Annotated in this window: 15 protein-coding genes, 1 tRNA gene and 1 pseudogene; 12 read left to right on the forward strand and 5 right to left on the reverse strand. The window is 69.5% G+C overall.

Translation table 11 applies throughout. The annotated features are described in order from the left end of the window. Positions 1–9: 9 nt before the first annotated feature. The gene (locus tag NBT67_RS15865) at positions 10–291 is read right to left on the reverse strand and encodes a hypothetical protein (RefSeq protein WP_251342732.1); all 282 of its coding nucleotides are present in this window, start codon (positions 289–291) and stop codon (positions 10–12) included. Positions 292–533: 242 nt separating this feature from the next. Here NBT67_RS15865 and NBT67_RS15870 point away from each other — a divergent pair, with 242 nt between their 5' ends. From NBT67_RS15870 to gpmI, 3 genes are all read left to right on the forward strand, one after another. Then, positions 534–1,055 (forward strand): hypothetical protein, encoded by a 522-nt coding sequence (locus NBT67_RS15870; protein WP_251342733.1) that lies wholly within the window; start codon positions 534–536, stop codon positions 1,053–1,055. Between the two features lie 6 nt (positions 1,056–1,061). Beyond that, positions 1,062–3,005 (forward strand): coiled-coil domain-containing protein, encoded by a 1,944-nt coding sequence (locus tag NBT67_RS15875; protein WP_251342734.1) that lies wholly within the window; start codon positions 1,062–1,064, stop codon positions 3,003–3,005. Positions 3,006–3,113: 108 nt separating this feature from the next. Beyond that, positions 3,114–4,628: a 2,3-bisphosphoglycerate-independent phosphoglycerate mutase gene (gene gpmI, locus NBT67_RS15880; RefSeq protein WP_251342735.1), complete on the forward strand. Its 1,515-nt coding sequence runs from the start codon at positions 3,114–3,116 to the stop codon at positions 4,626–4,628. On the opposite strand, the gene NBT67_RS15885 is transcribed toward gpmI, so the two are convergent. Beyond that, positions 4,625–5,251, reverse strand: coding sequence for a VTT domain-containing protein (locus NBT67_RS15885; RefSeq protein ID WP_251342736.1), 627 nt, complete (start codon positions 5,249–5,251; stop codon positions 4,625–4,627). The genes gpmI and NBT67_RS15885 overlap by 4 nt on opposite strands. A gap of 82 nt (positions 5,252–5,333) precedes the next feature. Between NBT67_RS15885 and NBT67_RS15890 the strand changes: the two genes are divergently transcribed. After that, positions 5,334–5,699 carry a DUF5830 family protein gene (locus NBT67_RS15890; protein WP_251342737.1) on the forward strand — a complete coding sequence of 122 codons (366 nt, stop codon included), beginning with the start codon at positions 5,334–5,336 and terminating at the stop codon, positions 5,697–5,699. Here NBT67_RS15890 and NBT67_RS15895 read toward each other — a convergent pair. Then, positions 5,696–6,697, reverse strand: a complete 1,002-nt coding sequence (locus NBT67_RS15895; protein WP_251342738.1) for a DUF7115 domain-containing protein — start codon at positions 6,695–6,697, stop codon at positions 5,696–5,698. The two genes, NBT67_RS15890 and NBT67_RS15895, sit on opposite strands and share 4 nt — an antisense overlap. Before the next feature lie 164 nt (positions 6,698–6,861). Here NBT67_RS15895 and NBT67_RS15900 point away from each other — a divergent pair. From NBT67_RS15900 to NBT67_RS18040, 3 genes are all read left to right on the forward strand, one after another. Continuing rightward, positions 6,862–7,014: transfer RNA gene (locus NBT67_RS15900), tRNA-Met, on the forward strand. Positions 7,015–7,069: 55 nt separating this feature from the next. Next, positions 7,070–8,857, forward strand: coding sequence for an ArnT family glycosyltransferase (locus tag NBT67_RS15905; RefSeq protein ID WP_251342739.1), 1,788 nt, complete (start codon positions 7,070–7,072; stop codon positions 8,855–8,857). A gap of 218 nt (positions 8,858–9,075) precedes the next feature. Beyond that, a complete protein-coding gene (locus NBT67_RS18040) occupies positions 9,076–9,204 on the forward strand; it encodes a hypothetical protein (protein WP_256474663.1) in 129 nt (42 codons plus the stop codon). Here NBT67_RS18040 and NBT67_RS15910 read toward each other — a convergent pair whose 3' ends face one another. Then, the gene (locus NBT67_RS15910) at positions 9,205–10,101 is read right to left on the reverse strand and encodes a hypothetical protein (protein ID WP_251342740.1); all 897 of its coding nucleotides are present in this window, start codon (positions 10,099–10,101) and stop codon (positions 9,205–9,207) included. It abuts the gene before it with no gap. 362 nt (positions 10,102–10,463) lie between these two features. On the opposite strand from NBT67_RS15910, the pseudogene NBT67_RS18195 reads away from it, so the two are divergent. The 4 genes and pseudogenes from NBT67_RS18195 to NBT67_RS15925 form a co-directional block, all read left to right on the forward strand. Next, positions 10,464–10,556, forward strand: a pseudogene (locus tag NBT67_RS18195) (surface glycoprotein); the annotation flags it as partial. 168 nt (positions 10,557–10,724) lie between these two features. After that, positions 10,725–13,412 carry an HVO_2072 family ArtA-dependent S-layer glycoprotein gene (gene csg, locus NBT67_RS15915; protein WP_251342741.1) on the forward strand — a complete coding sequence of 896 codons (2,688 nt, stop codon included), beginning with the start codon at positions 10,725–10,727 and terminating at the stop codon, positions 13,410–13,412. A 461-nt stretch (positions 13,413–13,873) separates the two neighbouring features. Further along, on the forward strand, positions 13,874–15,328 hold the full coding sequence (locus NBT67_RS15920) for a replication factor C large subunit (RefSeq protein ID WP_251342742.1): 1,455 nt from the start codon (positions 13,874–13,876) through the stop codon (positions 15,326–15,328). Between the two features lie 35 nt (positions 15,329–15,363). Beyond that, positions 15,364–16,431 (forward strand): zinc-dependent alcohol dehydrogenase family protein, encoded by a 1,068-nt coding sequence (locus tag NBT67_RS15925; RefSeq protein WP_251342743.1) that lies wholly within the window; start codon positions 15,364–15,366, stop codon positions 16,429–16,431. On the opposite strand, the gene NBT67_RS15930 is transcribed toward NBT67_RS15925, so the two are convergent. Further along, positions 16,428–17,276 (reverse strand): COX15/CtaA family protein, encoded by an 849-nt coding sequence (locus NBT67_RS15930; RefSeq protein WP_251342744.1) that lies wholly within the window; start codon positions 17,274–17,276, stop codon positions 16,428–16,430. The genes NBT67_RS15925 and NBT67_RS15930 overlap by 4 nt on opposite strands. A 41-nt stretch (positions 17,277–17,317) precedes the next feature. Here NBT67_RS15930 and NBT67_RS15935 point away from each other — a divergent pair, with 41 nt between their 5' ends. Further along, positions 17,318–17,467 (forward strand): hypothetical protein, encoded by a 150-nt coding sequence (locus NBT67_RS15935; RefSeq protein ID WP_251342745.1) that lies wholly within the window; start codon positions 17,318–17,320, stop codon positions 17,465–17,467. Positions 17,468–17,534: the final 67 nt, after the last annotated feature.

Here is a 17,534-nt window from a genome sequence, read left to right on the forward strand (position 1 = left end):
TCGATGCCCCTACAGCTCCGGTTTGACCGTCAGCACCGTCCCGACGACGCCGAGGACCGCACCGAACGCCGCCGCGAGGACGAGGAGCTTCATCTCCCCGACGGTGACCTGCAGCAGTCGTTCCCCCATCGTCGCCTCGACGTAGATGACGGCCGCCCCCACGAAGAGCCCCCCGAACGCGCCGAGGTGGATGCGACGCTCCATGAACATGAAGACGCCCAACACGAGCGCGACGCCGATGACGGTGTTGAGTGCGAGTACGCCGGCGGACAGCCAGTGGACAGGTGCCATGATTCGATTTCCCTCGACGTTCAGATCGAATGTCCATATCCATTGACTTAAATTTTCCTCCCGTGTGGAGCCAATTCGTTTCTCCAGAATGGACACAACGATCCGAAACCCGCTGGGAGAAACACTTACAGAGTTGGGCGAGACACACGTGAACGAGCGTGACCGACAGTGAGCAGACCCTCTGAGAGACCGGCTCGGCCCCCCCGGCGCGTGAACGGCGATCGGCACGTCGACCGACAGCGATGACCGACGAACCGGAGTATCTGTACGTCGTCGACTACGCTGACGACGCGGAGCGCAAGCGCGTCGAGTACCTGTTCAACAACTGGTCGGGCGGGGAGATCGACCGGCCCGAGGGGGTGGTCCGACTCACGTCGGACGTCGATCACGAGCGGCTCTACGAACAGCTCGTTTCGAAGGTCCCGGAGGAGCGGATCCGGGCGTACCGGCTGGAGGAAGGGCGGAGGGAGGTGTCGCCGACGACGCGAACCGTCGAGCGGACGGTCCCGACGGACGCCGACGCCGTCGAGACGTTCGTGCAGTACATGCTCTCGAAGAAGAAGGCGGTCCTCCAGTCACCGGCGCACAACGAGTACGAGATGTACACGAAGAAGGGGCGAGCGACGGCAACGTACGAACTCGACGAGGACGGCGACGGGACGACGGTACGCGTCCGGATCACGGGCTACGCCGACGCCCCCGCGTTCCTGGCGGAGTTCTTCGAGAGCGAACTGACGGACTACGCGGCGAGTCAGCGGAGCTGAATCCACATGAGCGACTGCAAAGAGCAATACAGGGATCTCACCCACACGAAGGATCGGATTCTGAACGAGGACCTGGCCGCGCTCGAGCGGATGTCGGAGCGGGCGCGCATCGAGCGGTACAACGAACTCAAGGCCGACGAGGAGTCGTTCGTCTTCGAGTTCACCGCGGAGTGTCCGGACTTCTTCACCGGCGCCGAGGAGGACCGCATCCGCAGCGAGTTCCGCCTCGCCCGCCTGCTCGTCGCGGCGAGCTTCTACGACGACGGCGGCCTCCCGGCCGCGATGGAGGGCGACTTCGTCGAGGCCGAACTCCAGGCGGTCGTCGACTTCGACCGCTACAAGCAGTTCGACGCGCTCTCGGAGGAACAGATCGCCACCCGCGTCCGCCGGATGGAGGGCGAGGTGTACGAACTCGTGACGGAGTACACCGCCACGCAACTCGACAACCTGGACGACCTGCTCGACGACCCCGACGTCCAGCGCGACGTGATGGAGCGACTCATCGAGCGCTACGAGGACCGCCGCGAGAAGATCCGGCGGGGCTTTTTCGTCTACGTCGAGGATCAGGGGCTGGTACACACCGTCGAGGCCATCGAGGAGGCGATCACCGCCGTCGAGTCGGCCGAGGCCGAGCGCGAGCGCGTCCGGAACGAACTCGAGTCGGAGCTGACCGACCTCTACGACCGGCTGGAAGGCGAGTTGCGCGACGAGTTCCGCGAACTCGAGGCCGACCTCCTCGACCTGCAGGCGGGGGGCGGCGGGAGCCACTCGTCCGTCGAGGCGCGGATCGAGCGGTGTGCCGACCAGCGCGAGACGGCGATGGACGAACTCACCGCCCGGATCGACCTGACGAAGGACCTCCAGACCGACCTCGAGGCGCAGGTGTCGAACCTCCAGTCGGTCCGCGAGGAGACGGAGGAGGCCGCCCGCGAGGCCGTCCGCGAGGAGGCGTCGGCGCTCCTCGACGACGAACTGTCGGAACTCCACGAGCAACACGACCGTCTGGAGGCGGAGGTCCACCGCCTGGAACGCGAACGGGAGCAGTTGGCCGCCGCGAACGAGCGCCTCGACGAGAAACGGGCGGACCTGGAGGCGTCCCTCGGCGGCGCCGACGACGCCGCCGACGGCGACGACGTGGTGACGACGTCGATGGCCCGGCTGTTCGAGATGGATTACCTCGGCCGCTTCGACATCTCGATGCACGAGGCGGCGACCGTCCACACGCCGGACGGCGCCCGGGAGATCCCCGACGGCTACTGGGAGGACCGGAGCGAGCGGCGGACCGATCGGGCCCGCCTGCTCGACTTGCTCCCCGACGGCGAGGACCCGGAGCGGTACCCTCACAACCGGTGTGCGCGGTACGAGGTCACCGACGAGCGGTATCTCGGCCTGTCGCGCGACCTGGAACTGGTCGTCGAGGCCCAGGTCGTCAGCAACCTCGACGCGCACGCCCGCAACGGGTTCGACGCCGCACCCGCGGACGTGGACCGCCTGCTCGACGTGGTCAACCCCGTCGTCTACGAGGCCGAACGGGAGGGCTACCACTACCTCCTCGCCCTGGCCTCGCCGACGGGGTGGTCCGAGCGCGCGCGCCAGCAGGTCGCCGGCGCCGGCGACGACGGCGGCAGTCGGTTCAGCCGCCACCTCAGCCTCTGTCTGGTCGACCTCCAGACGGGCGACCTGTACTACGACGCGAACGATCCGGTGGTCGCGGACAACGCCGCCCTGTTCGAACCGCCGGTCGTGGCCGAGCGCGTGGCCGCCTGCACGGATCACGTCCGCGAGGCGTACGTCGACGACGTGACGACCGACTCCGTCACCCTCGACGAGGTCCGCGAGGACGGGTTCGATCCCCACGTCGTCAAGCAGTCGTTCAACGACCTGGCGGCCGAGGGAGTCGGCGAGCAGTTCTACCTCGACGAGTTCGGCCTGACGCTGGATCTCGAGTGATCCTCCCCTCCACCGGCCGGGGGTAGCGACGCACGGCCGCTCGGCGGCCGATCCGACGCGCTGACGCGATGCAACAGGTAGTTAACGGACGCCGGCCTCGCCTCGGATATGGACGCCGCGCTGGTCATCCTCGACGGATGGGGGCTCGACGGCCCGGGCCGGAACGCCGTCTCGGCCGCCGACACGCCGACGTTCGACCGCTTTCTCGCGACGGGCGCCTCGGGGACGCTCGACGTCTCCGGCCGCCGCGTCGGCCTCCCCGACGGCCAGATGGGCAACAGCGAGGTCGGCCACCTCAACATCGGCGCCGGCCGGGTGGTCACCCAGCCGCTGGCGCGCATCGACGACGCCATCGCCGACGGCTCGTTCTTCGAGAACGACGCCCTCCTCGATGCGGTGGAGCGCGTCCGCTCGACCGGCGGTCGGCTCCACCTCGTGGGGCTGGCCAGCGCCGGCGGGGTCCACTCCCACCAGCGACATCTCCACGCCCTGATCGAACTCGCGGCACGGAACGACGTCGAGGCGGTCACCCACGCCTTCACCGACGGACGAGACACGCCGCCGACGGCCGGCGCGGACGCGCTGGCCGACCTCGAGGCCGTCGTCGACGACCACGGCACCGGCGACGTGGCGACCGTGAGCGGCCGCTACTACGCGATGGACCGGGACGGGAACTGGGACCGGACGCGGCGCGCGTACGACGCCATCGTCGACCGGACGGCCGCGCACGAGGCGCCGACCGCCGTCGACGCCGTCGAGGCCGCCTACGACCGCGGCGAGACCGACGAGTTCGTCGAGCCGACGCTCGTCGACGACGCACCCCCGCTCCGCGACGGCGACGCCGTCGTCGTCGCCAACTTCCGGGCGGACCGCGCCCGCCAACTCGTGCGGATGCTCGCGGACCTCGACCCGGCGTGGCCCGACCCGGTCGATCCCCCGGAGGTCCACCTCGTCACGATGACCGACTACGACGAGCGCTTCCCCTTCCCCGTGGCCTTCCCGCCGGTCGACCTGCCGGACACGCTCGGCGAGACGCTCGCCCGCGCCGGCGAGACCCAGTTGCGCATCGCCGAATCCGAGAAGTACGCCCACGTCACCTACTTCCTCAACGGGGGGCGCGAGGTGGCGTTCGAAGGCGAGGAGCGCGTCATCGTCGAGAGCCCCGACGTGCCGACCTACGACGAGCGCCCCGAGATGAGCGCCGCGGCCGTCACCGACGCCGCCATCGCACGCGTCGAGCGCGACGACCCCGACGTGCTGGTGTTGAACTACGCGAACCCCGACATGGTGGGGCACACGGGCGACTTCGAGGCGGCCGTCGCGGCCGTCGAGGCGGTGGACGCCCAGTTGGCGCGCCTCGTCGACGCCGTCCACGCCGCCGGCGGGCACGTCCTCGTCACCGCGGACCACGGCAACGCCGACGACATGGGCACCGCCGACGACCCCCACACCGCCCACACGGCCAATCCGGTGCCGGTCGTCTACCTCGCCCCGGGCGACGACCCCTCGGACGGCCGACGGATTCGGGCCGGCGGCTCCCTGTGTGACGTGGCGCCGACGCTGCTCGAACTCGCCGGCGTCGAGAAGCCGGCGGCGATGACCGGCGAGTCGCTCCTCGACTAGTTCGTGGCCAGTCGGTACGCCGGCCCGGCGAACGCCAGGACGGCGAGCATCGCCGCCCCGACGACGACGCGGGGATCCATCGCCGCAGACAGCGAGACGCGGGAGAGCGTCGCGACGGAGTCGCCGGCGATCACGCCGGCCGCCACCCACGGCACCTCGCCGACCGCGGTGCCGAGCGCGAAGGTCCGGGTGGAGACCCCCGCGACGCCCGCGCCGGCCGACACCACGTCGGAGGGGAGCGGCAGGAGGCGACTGCCGACGACGCTCCGCAGGTCGCCCGCCTCGGCCACCAGCCGCTCCCCCACGGCGGCCACGCGGCCGTCGCCGACTCCCCGTCCGGCCAGCCAGTAGGGGGGCAGGCTCGTCACGACCACGAGACCGAGCGCCAGCGGGAACCCCGCGAGCCCCAGTCCGTAGCCGGCGACGACGGCGAGCAGCGTCGTCGGCCACGCGAACAGCGGGCGGACGACGGCGACGGCGACGAGTGCGACCGTCAGGCGGAGCGGGTCGGCGGCCACCCACGCCAGCCGGCCGAGCACCCACGACGGCGAACTCGCCCACGCGAGGAGGGCCACCAACGAGAGCACCCCCACTCCGGCGGCCAGCCGCGCGCGTCGGTCCATAGGGGCCGGTGGCCGCCCCACCTCAAGTGTCCTTCGCGTGCGCGCCGGGACGTTCTTGACGGGAGGCGTCGAAGGGGCGGGCGTGACCGATCGGACGGACGAGCGCGTCGAACTCGCACTCGACCTGCTCGCCAACCTCGAACGCCGGGAGCTGCCGCTGCCGGCGGTCGTCGACCGCATCGAGACGGTGACGACCGATCCGGCGCTCGTCCGGCGGGTCCTCGACGAGGCCGAACGCCGCGGCCTCGTCGACCGCGAGGACGGCCGGATCCGGGTGCGAAGCGGCAGCCACGTCAGCTTCGAGCGCCAGGTCGTCGCCCGCGAGGGGGACTTCGACTGCCGGCGCTGTGGAGCGTCCATCTCGACCGGCCACTTCGTCAGGTTCGAGACCGACGAACTCGGCCCCTTCGGCTCCTCCTGCGTGCGAAAAGTGCTCGGCCGGGACTAGCGGCCCTGCCGGAGTTCCTCGATCAACTGCTCGATCGTCCGCTGTTGCCGTTCGAGGCGCTCGTTCTGTGCCTCCACCGCCTCGCGAAGCTCCGCGAGTTCGCGGGCGACCGCCGGGTCGTCGACGACGCCGGCCGACTGGAACCCGGAGTCGCCGAAGCCGTCGTCGGGGTCGGCGCTCGCGCCCGCGGCCCTGGCCGCAGCCTCGCCGTCGCTCCCGGCCATGCCCTCGCTCGCCGTCGGCTCCGACCGGTCGCTCGCGTCGTCGACGTCCCCGTCGACGCCGCTCGTGTCCAGCGGCCCGGGGCCGTCGCCGAAGGACACGGTGTCGCCCGGTTCGGCGTCCGCGTCCTCGTCGTCCTCGGCCGTCGCCGCCCGCAGTTCGTCGAGGTCCTCGACGCCGTGATACGCACACACGGCCGCGACGAGGCCCTCGCGGAGCGCCCGGGCCTGATCGTTCGGCGCCTTGAACCGCTCCTGCCGGCCGTCGACGGTGATGACCACCGACGTGGCGACGCTCCCCTCCTCGAAGTCGAGGTCGGTCACGTCGTCGAAGTGGTACTCGTCGTACTCCTCGTCCCAGACGGCCTCGCCGATGTGGCGAACCAGCCGTGCGCTCGTGACGACGACGGTGAGTTCGCTGAACCGGTAGGTCTGTTTCACCGTCTCGCCCGGGTCGGTCACGCCACGGGCGTTCAACACGCCCGCGAGCACGGGGTGGATCACCTGATCGAGCTGTTTCGTCGGGGCCGAGAACGAGCGCTCGCCGTCGAGTCCGTAGTCGAGCGTGACCGTGGCCTTCCGTCGCCCCTCGGAGACGCCGACGCGCTCGGCGTCGTGGGGGAACTCCTCGACCGCTTCGTCGGAGAGGAGCCCCTCCGCCCGGTAGACGAGCGTCCGCGTCGGCGTCACGAGGAGCAGGTCCTCGCCCCCGAGTCCGACGCGGGCCGCCACGGACTCGTCGTCGAGGCTGGACTGGACGATCTCCGGCAAACTCATGGGCGGAGTGTCCCCGCCGCGGATGATAATACTGCCGGCTGGCTGCCGATGACGGTACGCGCCGCCCCGGGCGGGACGTCTCCCGCATCCGCCCGACGGGACGAGGCCGGGGGGTGGACCGATATGGGAAGCTTCAAGGGGTGGATTTCCCTACGGATGAGTGCGCCCGGGTGGCTTAGCTGGACATAGCGCCGCACTCATAGGGTATTCGAGCTTCGGTGCGGATACGCCTTGGAAGCCTCCGCCTCCCTCGGGGCCCGCCGAGCCTCGGAACCTGGGACATGCGGAGATCGTGGGTTCGGAGCCCACCCCGGGCACTTTCTGCCGTCCACCGGTGCTTTTACTCCGATCACGCCGCCATCACGGCCGTAGATGGGCACACGGGACTGGACACGGACGGTCGCATCGGTCACGGATCGACTGCGGGCGCGGCTCGACGCCTTCGGGGAGGCGTTCTCCGCGCCGGTCGGGGTCGTTCTCGCGGTGGCCACCGTCGTCGTCTTCTACCGCCTCGGGGAGCGGCCGCTGTGGTGGTGGGACGAGTCGTTCTACGCGAACGCGGCGCTCCACGCCGTCGAGGGCGGACACTGGTTGATCCCCCACCTCGCCGGCTTCGACACGATCCACCCCTCGCCGTTCCTCGAGAAGCCGCCGCTGGCCATCTGGCTCGAAGCGCTCTCCATCGGCGCCTTCGGCCCGACCGAGTTCGCCGTCCGGGTTCCCTCGGCCGCCGCGGCCGTCGCGACCACCGTCCTCGTCTACGCGGTCGGGCGGCGGATCCGGGGGCGAGCGGCCGGCCTCGTCGCCGCCGCCGTCTTCCTGACGACGCCGGCGGTGATCGTCGGCACGAACGCGGCCCGGTTCGGCGCCACCGACACGCTCCACGTCCTCTTTGGTTCCCTCCTCGTCGTCCTCGTCTGGCTGCACGCCACCGGCCGACGCGACGTCTCGCCCCTCCTCGTCGGCGGGGTCGCGTCCGCACTCCTCCTGACGAAGGGGTTCGCCGCCGGCGCCTTCCTCCTCGCGCTCGCTCCCCTCCCCGTCCGCTACCGCGAGCGGTTCTCCCCCCGGTTCGTCGGGGTCGCGACCGCCGTGACGGCCGTCGCCGTCGGCTGGTGGGTGGTCGCGGCGTATCTGCTCCAGGGCGGCTACTTCGTCGAGGAGATCTTCCTCGACCCGGTCTGGGCGCGGATCGTCGGCGCCGACACCGCGGCCCCCGGCCCCGGCCGGGAGACGCTCCTCCCCGTCTTCGAGTACCCGTACCTCACGAAGATTCAGGGCACCCTCCGCCCCTGGTGGTTCCTCTTTCTCGCCGGCGCCGTCGTCGCGGCCGCCCGGCCACGGCCCGCCGACGGCGACGAGACTCCCGGGGCGCTCGATCCCCGCTTCCTGCTCTGGTGGGCCCTCGCGGCCGCCGCGCCCTTTGCCCTCTTCGGGACCCAGCCGTGGTACATCCTCCCGCTGTACGTCCCGGCGGCGCTCACGGTCGGGTGGCTCGTCGCGAGCGCCGTCGACGGCCATCGCCCGGCGGCCGCCGGCGTCGTCGCGGGCACCGTCCTGGTCGCCCTCGCCGGGGACGACGGCCGGCTGTACGGACTGGGGGGCGACGGCGGGTTCGTCCTCGACCCGGCGCTTCCGTCCGACCCGACGGCGGTGATCGCCGTGGCCATCGTCTGCGTCGGCGGTTGGCTGTTGACGGCGACCCCCTTCGGAGGGGGCGAGGTCTCCCTGCCGGGGGCGCTGTCGCTGGACGTCGAGGCCTTCGGCCGCGCGCTGACGGTCGGCGTGGTGCTGGCGCTCGTGGCGGCCGCCCTCGTCGGCACTCCCTCCGTCTACGCCGCGGGGAACGCCGACGAGCCGACCGACACGGCGTTCCACCGCCTCGGGGAGACCACGGCCGACGTCGTCCCCGCGGGCGAGCGCGTGTACGTCCAACCCAACGCGGCGGCGCTGTGGTTCTACGCCTCGTACGAGTTCTACGCGGACCGCCCGATGCGGGAGGTCCCGGTCGAGCGCCTCCGGTCGGACCCACGCGTCAGGTACGCGCTGCTCACGACGGCCGGCGTTCCCCTCGTGACCGAGCGCGATCCGACGGTCCTCGCGCGGAGCGACCACCTGGGGATCGTGCTGGTCGAACTCGGTCCGCCCCCGGAGACCTGACGCCGCCGTCGCTCGCCCGCCGCGTGACCGACCCGATCCGCCGTTGCCGAGGTTCGGCTCGCCCGGGTGTTCACTCTCCGAACACCGACCGGTTCTTATTCAGTTATCTCCCGAAAAATCGTCCGTCTGGACCGTATTCTCATGGAAGGTGAAAATACATTGCAAATATCCCGAAAGAGATTAAAATATGCGGTTCCAATCGCCGGTACCGACAGCCAATGAACGTCGCGCTCACCCCGAGGGACCTGTTTCGGCTGCTATCGCCAACCGAATGTCTGGTCGAAGCGCTCTCGATGGCCATGCTGTTCGTCGCGATGGCCGGCTGTGCCGTCGCCGCGCTCCCCTGATTACTTCGTCCAGATTACCTTCACGTCGCCGTCCTCCAGCGACCACGCCCACGTCAGCCGGAGGTCGTTGGCCTCCGTGCCCGCCGGAACCGGATACACCAGATCACCCCGCCTGACGGTCCGTCCCCCCAGCGAACCGCCCTCGTAGGGATCGGCCGTGACGTCCTGACGGAGGGGACGCTGCTCGCCGTCGACTTCCAGGGTGAACGTCGACGGCGCCGGGGCGGGCTGTGGCTCCTGGAGGCGGTTCCGCACGTCGACGCGCATCACTGCCCAGACCTGCCCGTCGGGCGGCGTCGTCGGCGTCACCGTCCCGTCGGTCGCCGTCTCGTTGCTCGCCGTCCCGTCGGTCGCCGTCTCGTTGCTCGCCGTCCCGTCGGTCGCCGTCTCGTTGCTCGCCGTCGGATACGCCGACTCGAAGCTTCCGCCGAGAACGTTGACGAACAGGTCGTTCGGCGTCGCGTATCGGATGCCGAAGTCGTACTCCGCGGGCACGGCCTCCGTCGACCACGTCCGGTCGAACGCGTCGAGTCGGAAGTGAAACGTCGTCAGATACCGCGGCATGAACCGCGGACTGTGCCACTCGCCCCGCTCGCCCGCCGCGAGGGGCATCTCGAGTTCTCCGGCCGTCTCCCACTCGCCGTCCCCGAGCCGCTGGTCCAACTCGGAGGTGAACGTTCCCCGTCCCGTGCCGGTGTTTTCCACGCCGATGGCGAACGACGTCGGGTTGTTCAACGGGGTGCTCTCCGCGTACTCCACGGTGACCAGTTCGAAGTTCGGGGATCCCGACCCGGTCGGCGAGGGCGTCGGCGTCGCGGTGCCGTCCGACCCGCCGCCGTTCGAACACCCCGCTAGCGCGGCGATTCCGACCGAACTGAGGAACGCGCGGCGTCGCATGTCCTCGCGTCCGCGCGCCCGACGTAAATGGTGCCCGGTTCCCCCTCGCGTCCCTCACTGCGTAAGTGTTGGATATGTAACTATAGTCACGCCACCGACAGTTATTGGTAATCTAACCAATTTGGTCACGGGGGTTACAGAACGTATCGACGGTCCAATTCGGCCGACGTCGTTCTATTTTGGGGTCGTATCTGGTGACGTCTGACACACACACGACAAGACCACAAAACATATACCGAACTTGGCTAAAGACATGCCCGTACCCCTACCAGTGGTCGCGCTACCCCTCGGGTAGCAAGATCACGAATCGGCACGAAAGAGGAGCGACCTCCGGACTGTCACCGCAGACAACAACGCAAAACATGACAGACTATAACGAGAAGGTCCGCGCGGTCATCCTCGCGGCGCTCATGGTGTTCAGCGTGTTCGCTGGCACCGTGGCGTTCTCGGGGACGGCTGCTGCGGCATCAGTGACTAACGACTCTGTTGATCCCAACAGTGTCGCTAACGTTAGCTCGGCCCAGCATACGGTACAGTTTGATCTTACTGGTGTGAGTATTGACAGTTCTGACGAACAGGTCAACATCACATCCAGCGCAGATAGTGTGACTGGAGTGTCCGACGTGTCCGTTACCAATACTTCTGGTACGGATATCACGACTCAGGACGCTTCCATCAACAATGGTGGTGCTCAGATCAACTTCAACAACACCGTTGATAATGACGTCACCATTGAGGCTACGCTGACCGTTGACTGGTCCAGCATCACTTCCGAATCGACCACCGAAAACATCCAGATTGCCGACACTACCTCCATCAGCGGTGTCAGTGGTGGTACCCAGATCGGTAATGACATCACCGTCACCGTCGGAGGCGGCGACGATTCGCGTGCCGGCCTCAACGGTGGCGACTTCGACACCACGAACGGTGAAGGGTACATCTTCGACGGCGCGACCGTCTTCCAGGGCGAGACCGGCCTCGAACTCGGCGGCCAGCTCGCGAACAACGAACTCCTGAAGACGGCCGGTGACGCCGAGGGTGTTCCCCTCGAACTCCCGGACGTCCCGCAGAGCCAGGAGACCGGTCGCTACACGACCACCGGCGGCACGGGCTCCCCGGGTGTTGTCGTCACCACGCCGCGTGTCACTTCGCTCGAAGTGCTCAACACGAACGGTGAGGACATCGCCGGCGGCTCCGTCGGCGAGGGTCAGAGCGACCAGTCCGGCGCCGGTCAACTCACCGTCGTCGGTGCCTGGAACTACGAGGAAGCCGAAGACCTCGAACTGACCGTCGAGGACGACTCCGGCCTCGACGTGACCGGCGACGTCAATAACGACGCCGTCAAGAGCGCCCCCCAAGACACGGGCGTTGACGTCAACGGCCTAGACATCGCCCCCAGCGAGGTCGGCTGGGACGTCGACCTCTCGGACACCGGCACGGGTACGTACACCATCTCGCTCGCCGGCTCGGACGACCTCGGCTTCGGTGAGGCGTCCCAGTCGACGACCATCACGGTCACCGGCGACGACGACCCGAGCCTTCAGGTCGACGAGGACGACATCGTCCGCGGTGAGGACGTCCGCTTCGAGATCCAGGGCTCCGACGCTGGCGACGAGCACACGGTCCTGATCTCGTCCGACGACTTCCGTGACGGTGTCTCCCCCACGAACGCGCAGAAGATCTTCCGCCAGGTCGGTGACACCGGCCAGGTCGGTGTGGTCAACAACAGCGGTAACACGGCCGTGCCCCGGGGCACCACGCCCAGCGGCACGATCGAGTACGCGTACGCGAACGTGACCATCGACGACGGGACTGGTCTCGGCGTCGGTCAGATCGAGACGCAGTACCTCGACGACTCGGACGTGGACATCTACCTGTACGAGCAGGGCTACCTCGTGCCCTTCCAGCTGGGCACGACCACGACCGAGGACAACCAGGTCGACGATCAGTCGATCGCCATCGAGCAGGGTGACCTCTCGATCGAGTCGCCCGGCAACACGTACGTTGTCGGGAGCGAGGTGGACGTGAACGGTACGGCCTCCGAGGGCATCGACGAGGTCGCCTTCTACGTCCGCCGACAGAACGAGTACCAGCTGCTCGACATCGACGGCTCGGCGACGCTGACCGTCGACGCGGACGGCACCTTCGAAGAGGAAGACGTGGTCCTCTCGGAAGGTAACGAGCCCGGTAACAACGAGCTGTCCCAGCCCGGGACCTACCGGCTCGGCGTCGTCGACGCCGGCGGTATCGGCGCGACGCCGCCCCAGACGATCTCCACGTCGAACTTCAACACGAACACGAGCACCCAGAAGTCGCTGCGGGTGCTCGACACGGAACTGCAGGCGAGCTTCAAGACCGTCGGCGGCCAGGTGGCCGTCGAGGACAACTCGGTCAACGTGTCCGGGACGGCCTTCGGCTCGCAGCAGGCCTACATCGTCTTCGTCGGTGAGCGTGGGAACACGGCGTTCCACACGGTCAGCGTCGACGACGACAACTCCTTCGACGAGGACGACCTCACGGTCTCCACGTCGTCGGGTGGCAGTGGCCTCGCGGAGGGCGAGGTCAGTGCCCACGTCCTGATCCCCGGTCGTGACGACAACTTCGGTGACGGTAGCTTCGGCACCGGTGCCACTACCTTCTCCGGCTTCGTCGAGGATCTGGACAACGACAACTCGGGTCTGACGGGCCAGCAGGTCCGCTCGCGTATCCTCGATCAGACGACCGAGGAAGTCGCAAGCGACGACCGGATGGTCACGACGCGCTTCCGCTACGCGGACGCGCAGACGACCATCAACACGGTCTACCCCGAAGGCATGGAAGCCTCGGGTGTCAACCCGGTCGGCGTTGACGACACGCTGGTCGCCGAGGGTGGCACGAACCTGCGCCCCGACGACAACTCCATCACCGTCGAACTGCTGACGCAGGACGGCGACTCGGTCGCACTGACGACGACCGAGGAGTGGTCCTTCGACGGCACCTGGATGGTCTCGATGGAGCTCGAGGACGTGCAGACCGGCTCGTACATCCTCGAGGCCGACGACAGCTACAACACGGACATAGTTGACGTCGAGATCGTCCAGAACGTCCAGACGGCGACGCCGGAACCGACGGAGACGCCGGAACCGACGCCGACGGAGACGGCGACGCCGGAGCCGACGGCGACGGCGACGCCCGAACCGACGGCGACGGCGACGGCCGAACCGACTGACACGCCGACGCCCACCTCGGGTGGCGGCCCCGGCTTCGGTGCCATCGTCGCTGTCATCGCGCTGCTCGCGGCTGCGCTGCTCGCGACCCGGCGCGACAACTAAGCTAACTACGACTGACCGCCGAAAGCGGTCACACGGTGCGGCTTCATTTTTTCGACGGCGCTACACCCGCGAGCGACGGCTCCGTCGATCGGATTCACACCGATCGCCCGTCGCGATGGTCGCCACTCGGCGTGTGAACGGTCGGGAGGCGCGACTGGGCTCGGCACCGGGACGGCGTTCGGAAAACGAAACCGCGGCCCCGAACGGCGACGGAGTCGCGTTCGAACTGGGGTGCCAGTCTGTGGGTGGGGGGATGTGGGCCGCGGTCGAAGTGTGGTAGTCTGTCCCCCGTGATAAGTGTATGGGACGATCGTGGACTCACTCTGACGGTCGGGGAGGGAACGGGCGCCGACGTTCGGATGCGGTGTGCGTCGCGCCCGGACCGTCGGATCGCGGGCCGGCCGGCTGCGCCGTCCGCCGGCTCCGCAACCACTAAACGCGCCTCGCACCTTCCTCCGGCAATGACCGACTGGACGGAGCAGTACCGACCGTCGACCCTGTCGGCCGTTCGGGGAAACGACAAGGCCCGGGACGCGCTGGCCGAGTGGGCGAAGACGTGGGACGACCACCGCGAGGCGGTCGTCGTCCACGGGAGTCCGGGCGTGGGCAAGACGTCGGCCGCCCACGCGCTGGCCGCCGACATGGGGTGGGAGACGGTCGAACTCAACGCGTCGGACCAGCGGACCGCCGACGTGATCGAGCGCTTCGCCGGCCGCGCGGCGAAGAACGCGACGCTCGCCGGATCCACGGACGGGTCGGGCGACGGCCGACAGCTGGTGATCCTCGACGAGGCCGACAACATCCACGGCAACTACGACCGCGGCGGCGCAAGCGCCGTCACCCGGGTGGTGAAAGAGGCCGAGCAGCCCATCGTGTTGATCGCCAACGACTACTACGACATGAGCCGGGGGTTGCGCAACGCCTGCCGGGAGATCGAGTTCCGCGACGTGTCCGCCCGCTCCATCGTCCCCGTCCTCCGGGACATCTGCCGGCGGGAGGGCGTCGAGTTCGAGGCCGACGCCCTCGACCGGATCGCGGAGGTGAACGACGGCGACCTCCGGTCGGCGGTCAACGACCTGCAGGCCGCCGCCGAGGGGGACCGCCGGCTGACCGTCGACGACGTGGCGACGAGCGACCGCGACCGGGGACTGGACGTGTTCCCGTTTCTCGACGCCGTGCTGAAAGAGGAGTCGGCCGAGGAGGCCATCGGGTCCGCCTACCGGGTCGACGAGACGCCCGACGACCTGACGAAGTGGGTCGCCGAGAACGTCCCGAAGGTGTACGAGGGGGCGGAACTCGCCCGGGCGTACGACAGCCTCGCGAACGCCGACCGCTGGCTGGGTCGGGTGCGTGCCAGCCAGGAGTACGGCTACTGGCGGTACGCGACCGACGCCCTCGCCGGCGGGGTGGCGGCCGCCCGTGACGGCTCGAAAGGCGGGTGGACGCGCTTCTCTCGCCCGCAGTTCTGGCCCTCGTCGGATTCGACGGCCGACGAGGTGGTCCGCGCGGTGGCCGAGCGGGGTGGGTTCAGCGTGGCGACGGCCCGCCGCGAGGTGCTGCCCTTCCTCGCGGCGATGACCCACCACTGCAAGCCCCGCGACCTGACGGTGGCGATGGCCGCGTACTACGACTTCGACGAGGCCGCGGTGTCGTTCGTGACCGGGAGCGGCGAGACGACGAACAAGGTCGAGTCCATCGTCGCGGACGCCGCGGAACTCCGGGAGTCGGAGATGGAGGACCACTCGGGGGCGTTCGGCGGCGGGCGCGCGGCGGGCGGCGACGAGTCGGTCGACGGGGAGTCCGCGCCCTCGGGGAGCGAGGGCGCCGAAGCCGAGGACGAGGCGGCCGGCACCGACGATGCCGACGACGCCGACGACGCCGACGACGGCCAGTCCGGCCTCTCGGATTTCATGTAACGACACTTTTGCCCCCCGGCGTCGTGGGTCCCAGCATGCGCGCTGCCGTTCTCCGGGAACACGGCGAACCGCTCGAGATAACCGACGTCGACCGACCGGACCCCGCGCCCCACGGCGCCGTCGTCGCCGTCGAGGCCTGTGGCGTCTGTCGGAGCGACTGGCACGCCTGGCAGGGTCACGGCGAGTGGGTGGGCGACCGGGTGACCGACGGCCAGATCCTCGGCCACGAACCCGCCGGACGCGTCGTCGCCGTCGGCGACCGGGTCGAGCGCGTCGCCGAGGGGGACCGGATCGCCGTTCCCTTCAACCTCGGCGACGGCTCCTGCCCGCAGTGTCTGAGCGGCCACGGCAACGTCTGCGAGGACGGACTCGCCCTCGGCTTCCAGCGGGAGGCCCAGGGCGCCTTCGCCGAGGCGGTCCACGTCCCCTACGCGGACTACAACGCGATGCACCTGCCGGACGGCGTCTCCGCGCGGGACATGGCGGCGCTCGGCTGTCGGTTCATGACGGCGTTCCACGCGCTGACCGCGCGGGGCGAGGTGGGCGGCGGCGACTGGGTGGCCGTCCACGGCTGTGGCGGGGTCGGCCTCTCGACGGTCCACATCGCCGACGCCCTCGGAGCCCGGGTCGTCGCGGTCGACATCCGCGACGCGGCCCTAGACCTCGCGACCGACCTCGGCGCCGACGCCGTCGTGAACGCGGACGGCCGTTCGGGCCGCGAGGTGACGGGTGACGTGCGCTCGGTCACCGAGGGGGGCGCCCACGTCTCCGTCGACGCCCTCGGCGTGGCGGAGACCTGCCGGAACTCGGTGTTCTCCCTGCGCCGCCGGGGCACCCACGTGCAGGTCGGTCTGACCACCGACGAGGAGCGCGGCGAGGTGTCCCTCCCCGTCGAGCGCATGTCGATGATGGAGGCGGACTTCAGGGGCGCCAGGGGCATGCCGCCGACGCGGTACGACGAACTCCTTCGCCTGCTGGAGTCCGACGCCATCGAACCGGGTCGGCTGGTTCGCCGCGAGGTGTCGCTCGACGAGGTGCCCGAGCGGCTGGCGGCGATGACCGACTACGAGACGACCGGGGTCGAAGTCGTCACGGAGTTCTAGGAGACGACCGATCCGGTCCGGCCGTCGCTGCGCGCCCGCCGAGCGAGCAGCGTCGCGGCGACCACGGCGACGACGGCGAGAACGAAGAGGGCCGCGTTGACGACCCGAACGGTCGGCGTGTAGAAGACCAGATCGCGGCCGAGGAGCATCCCCGAAAAGAGGAGGGCGAGGGCGGTGCCGGTGGCGTACCGCAGGTGCGCGACCGCGGTGTCGGCGAGCCAGCGGGTCGCGGCGAGGAGCGCGGCGACGGCGACGAGCGCCGCGCCGTAGAAGAGCGCCTGCGCGGCCGGCGAGTAGGGGACCGGGGTGAAGACGCGGCTGACGAAGACGCTCGCGACGACGGCGACGAGGGCGACGCCGAGGGCCGTCCGAACCCGCGGCAGTTCGGGCCGTCGCTCGGTCCGCGCCGACAGCGTCGTCCAGACGAGCAGCGAGAAGATCCCGAGCGCGACGACGAGGTGGGCGCCCTGGGTCGGCGCCGAGTAGCCCGCCGGCAGGAGGCCGTTGAGGGTGACAGTCACGGCGCCGATGCTGATCTGGAGCGGGAGGAGGAGCACGGCGAGCGTCGCCGCGATGCGGGTCCGTCGATCGGGTCGGCGCCACGACCAGAGCGCGGTTCCGAGGATGAACCACCCGGTCACCATCGCCACGAGGCGGTGGAACCACTCGACGAAGCTCGGGATGGTCTGCGGGAGCACCCCGCCGTCACAGAGCGGCCACTGGGCCGAACAGGCGAGCCCCGATCCGGTCGCGGCGGTGTAGATGCCGAGCATGACGAGCGAGAGCGTCATGCCCGTCGTGAACGCGGCGAAGCGGGGGAAGGTGATCGCGTCCAGTCGACTCATGCGCGCGTCTCGGCACCACGCGCACTTAGACCTGTCCGCCCGTGCCCGCGTGCTGGGAACGCCGACGTTTCACCGCCCCCGAGGACGGCATCGAGGTGGTGACCGCGACCGGCGACTGGCCGACCGGCCCGGTCGTCTCCCGGGACTACGACGTGACGGTCCGCCGCCCGCAGGTGCTTCGGGGGGACTGACCTCGTCTCGTCGATCGACGAATGTCATAATCGACGTCCCACGGATAGCTTTTTGTCTGCACCTCCT

Source organism: Haloplanus sp. GDY1 (assembly GCF_023703775.1).
Classification (GTDB): Archaea; Halobacteriota; Halobacteria; order Halobacteriales; family Haloferacaceae; genus Haloplanus; species Haloplanus halophilus.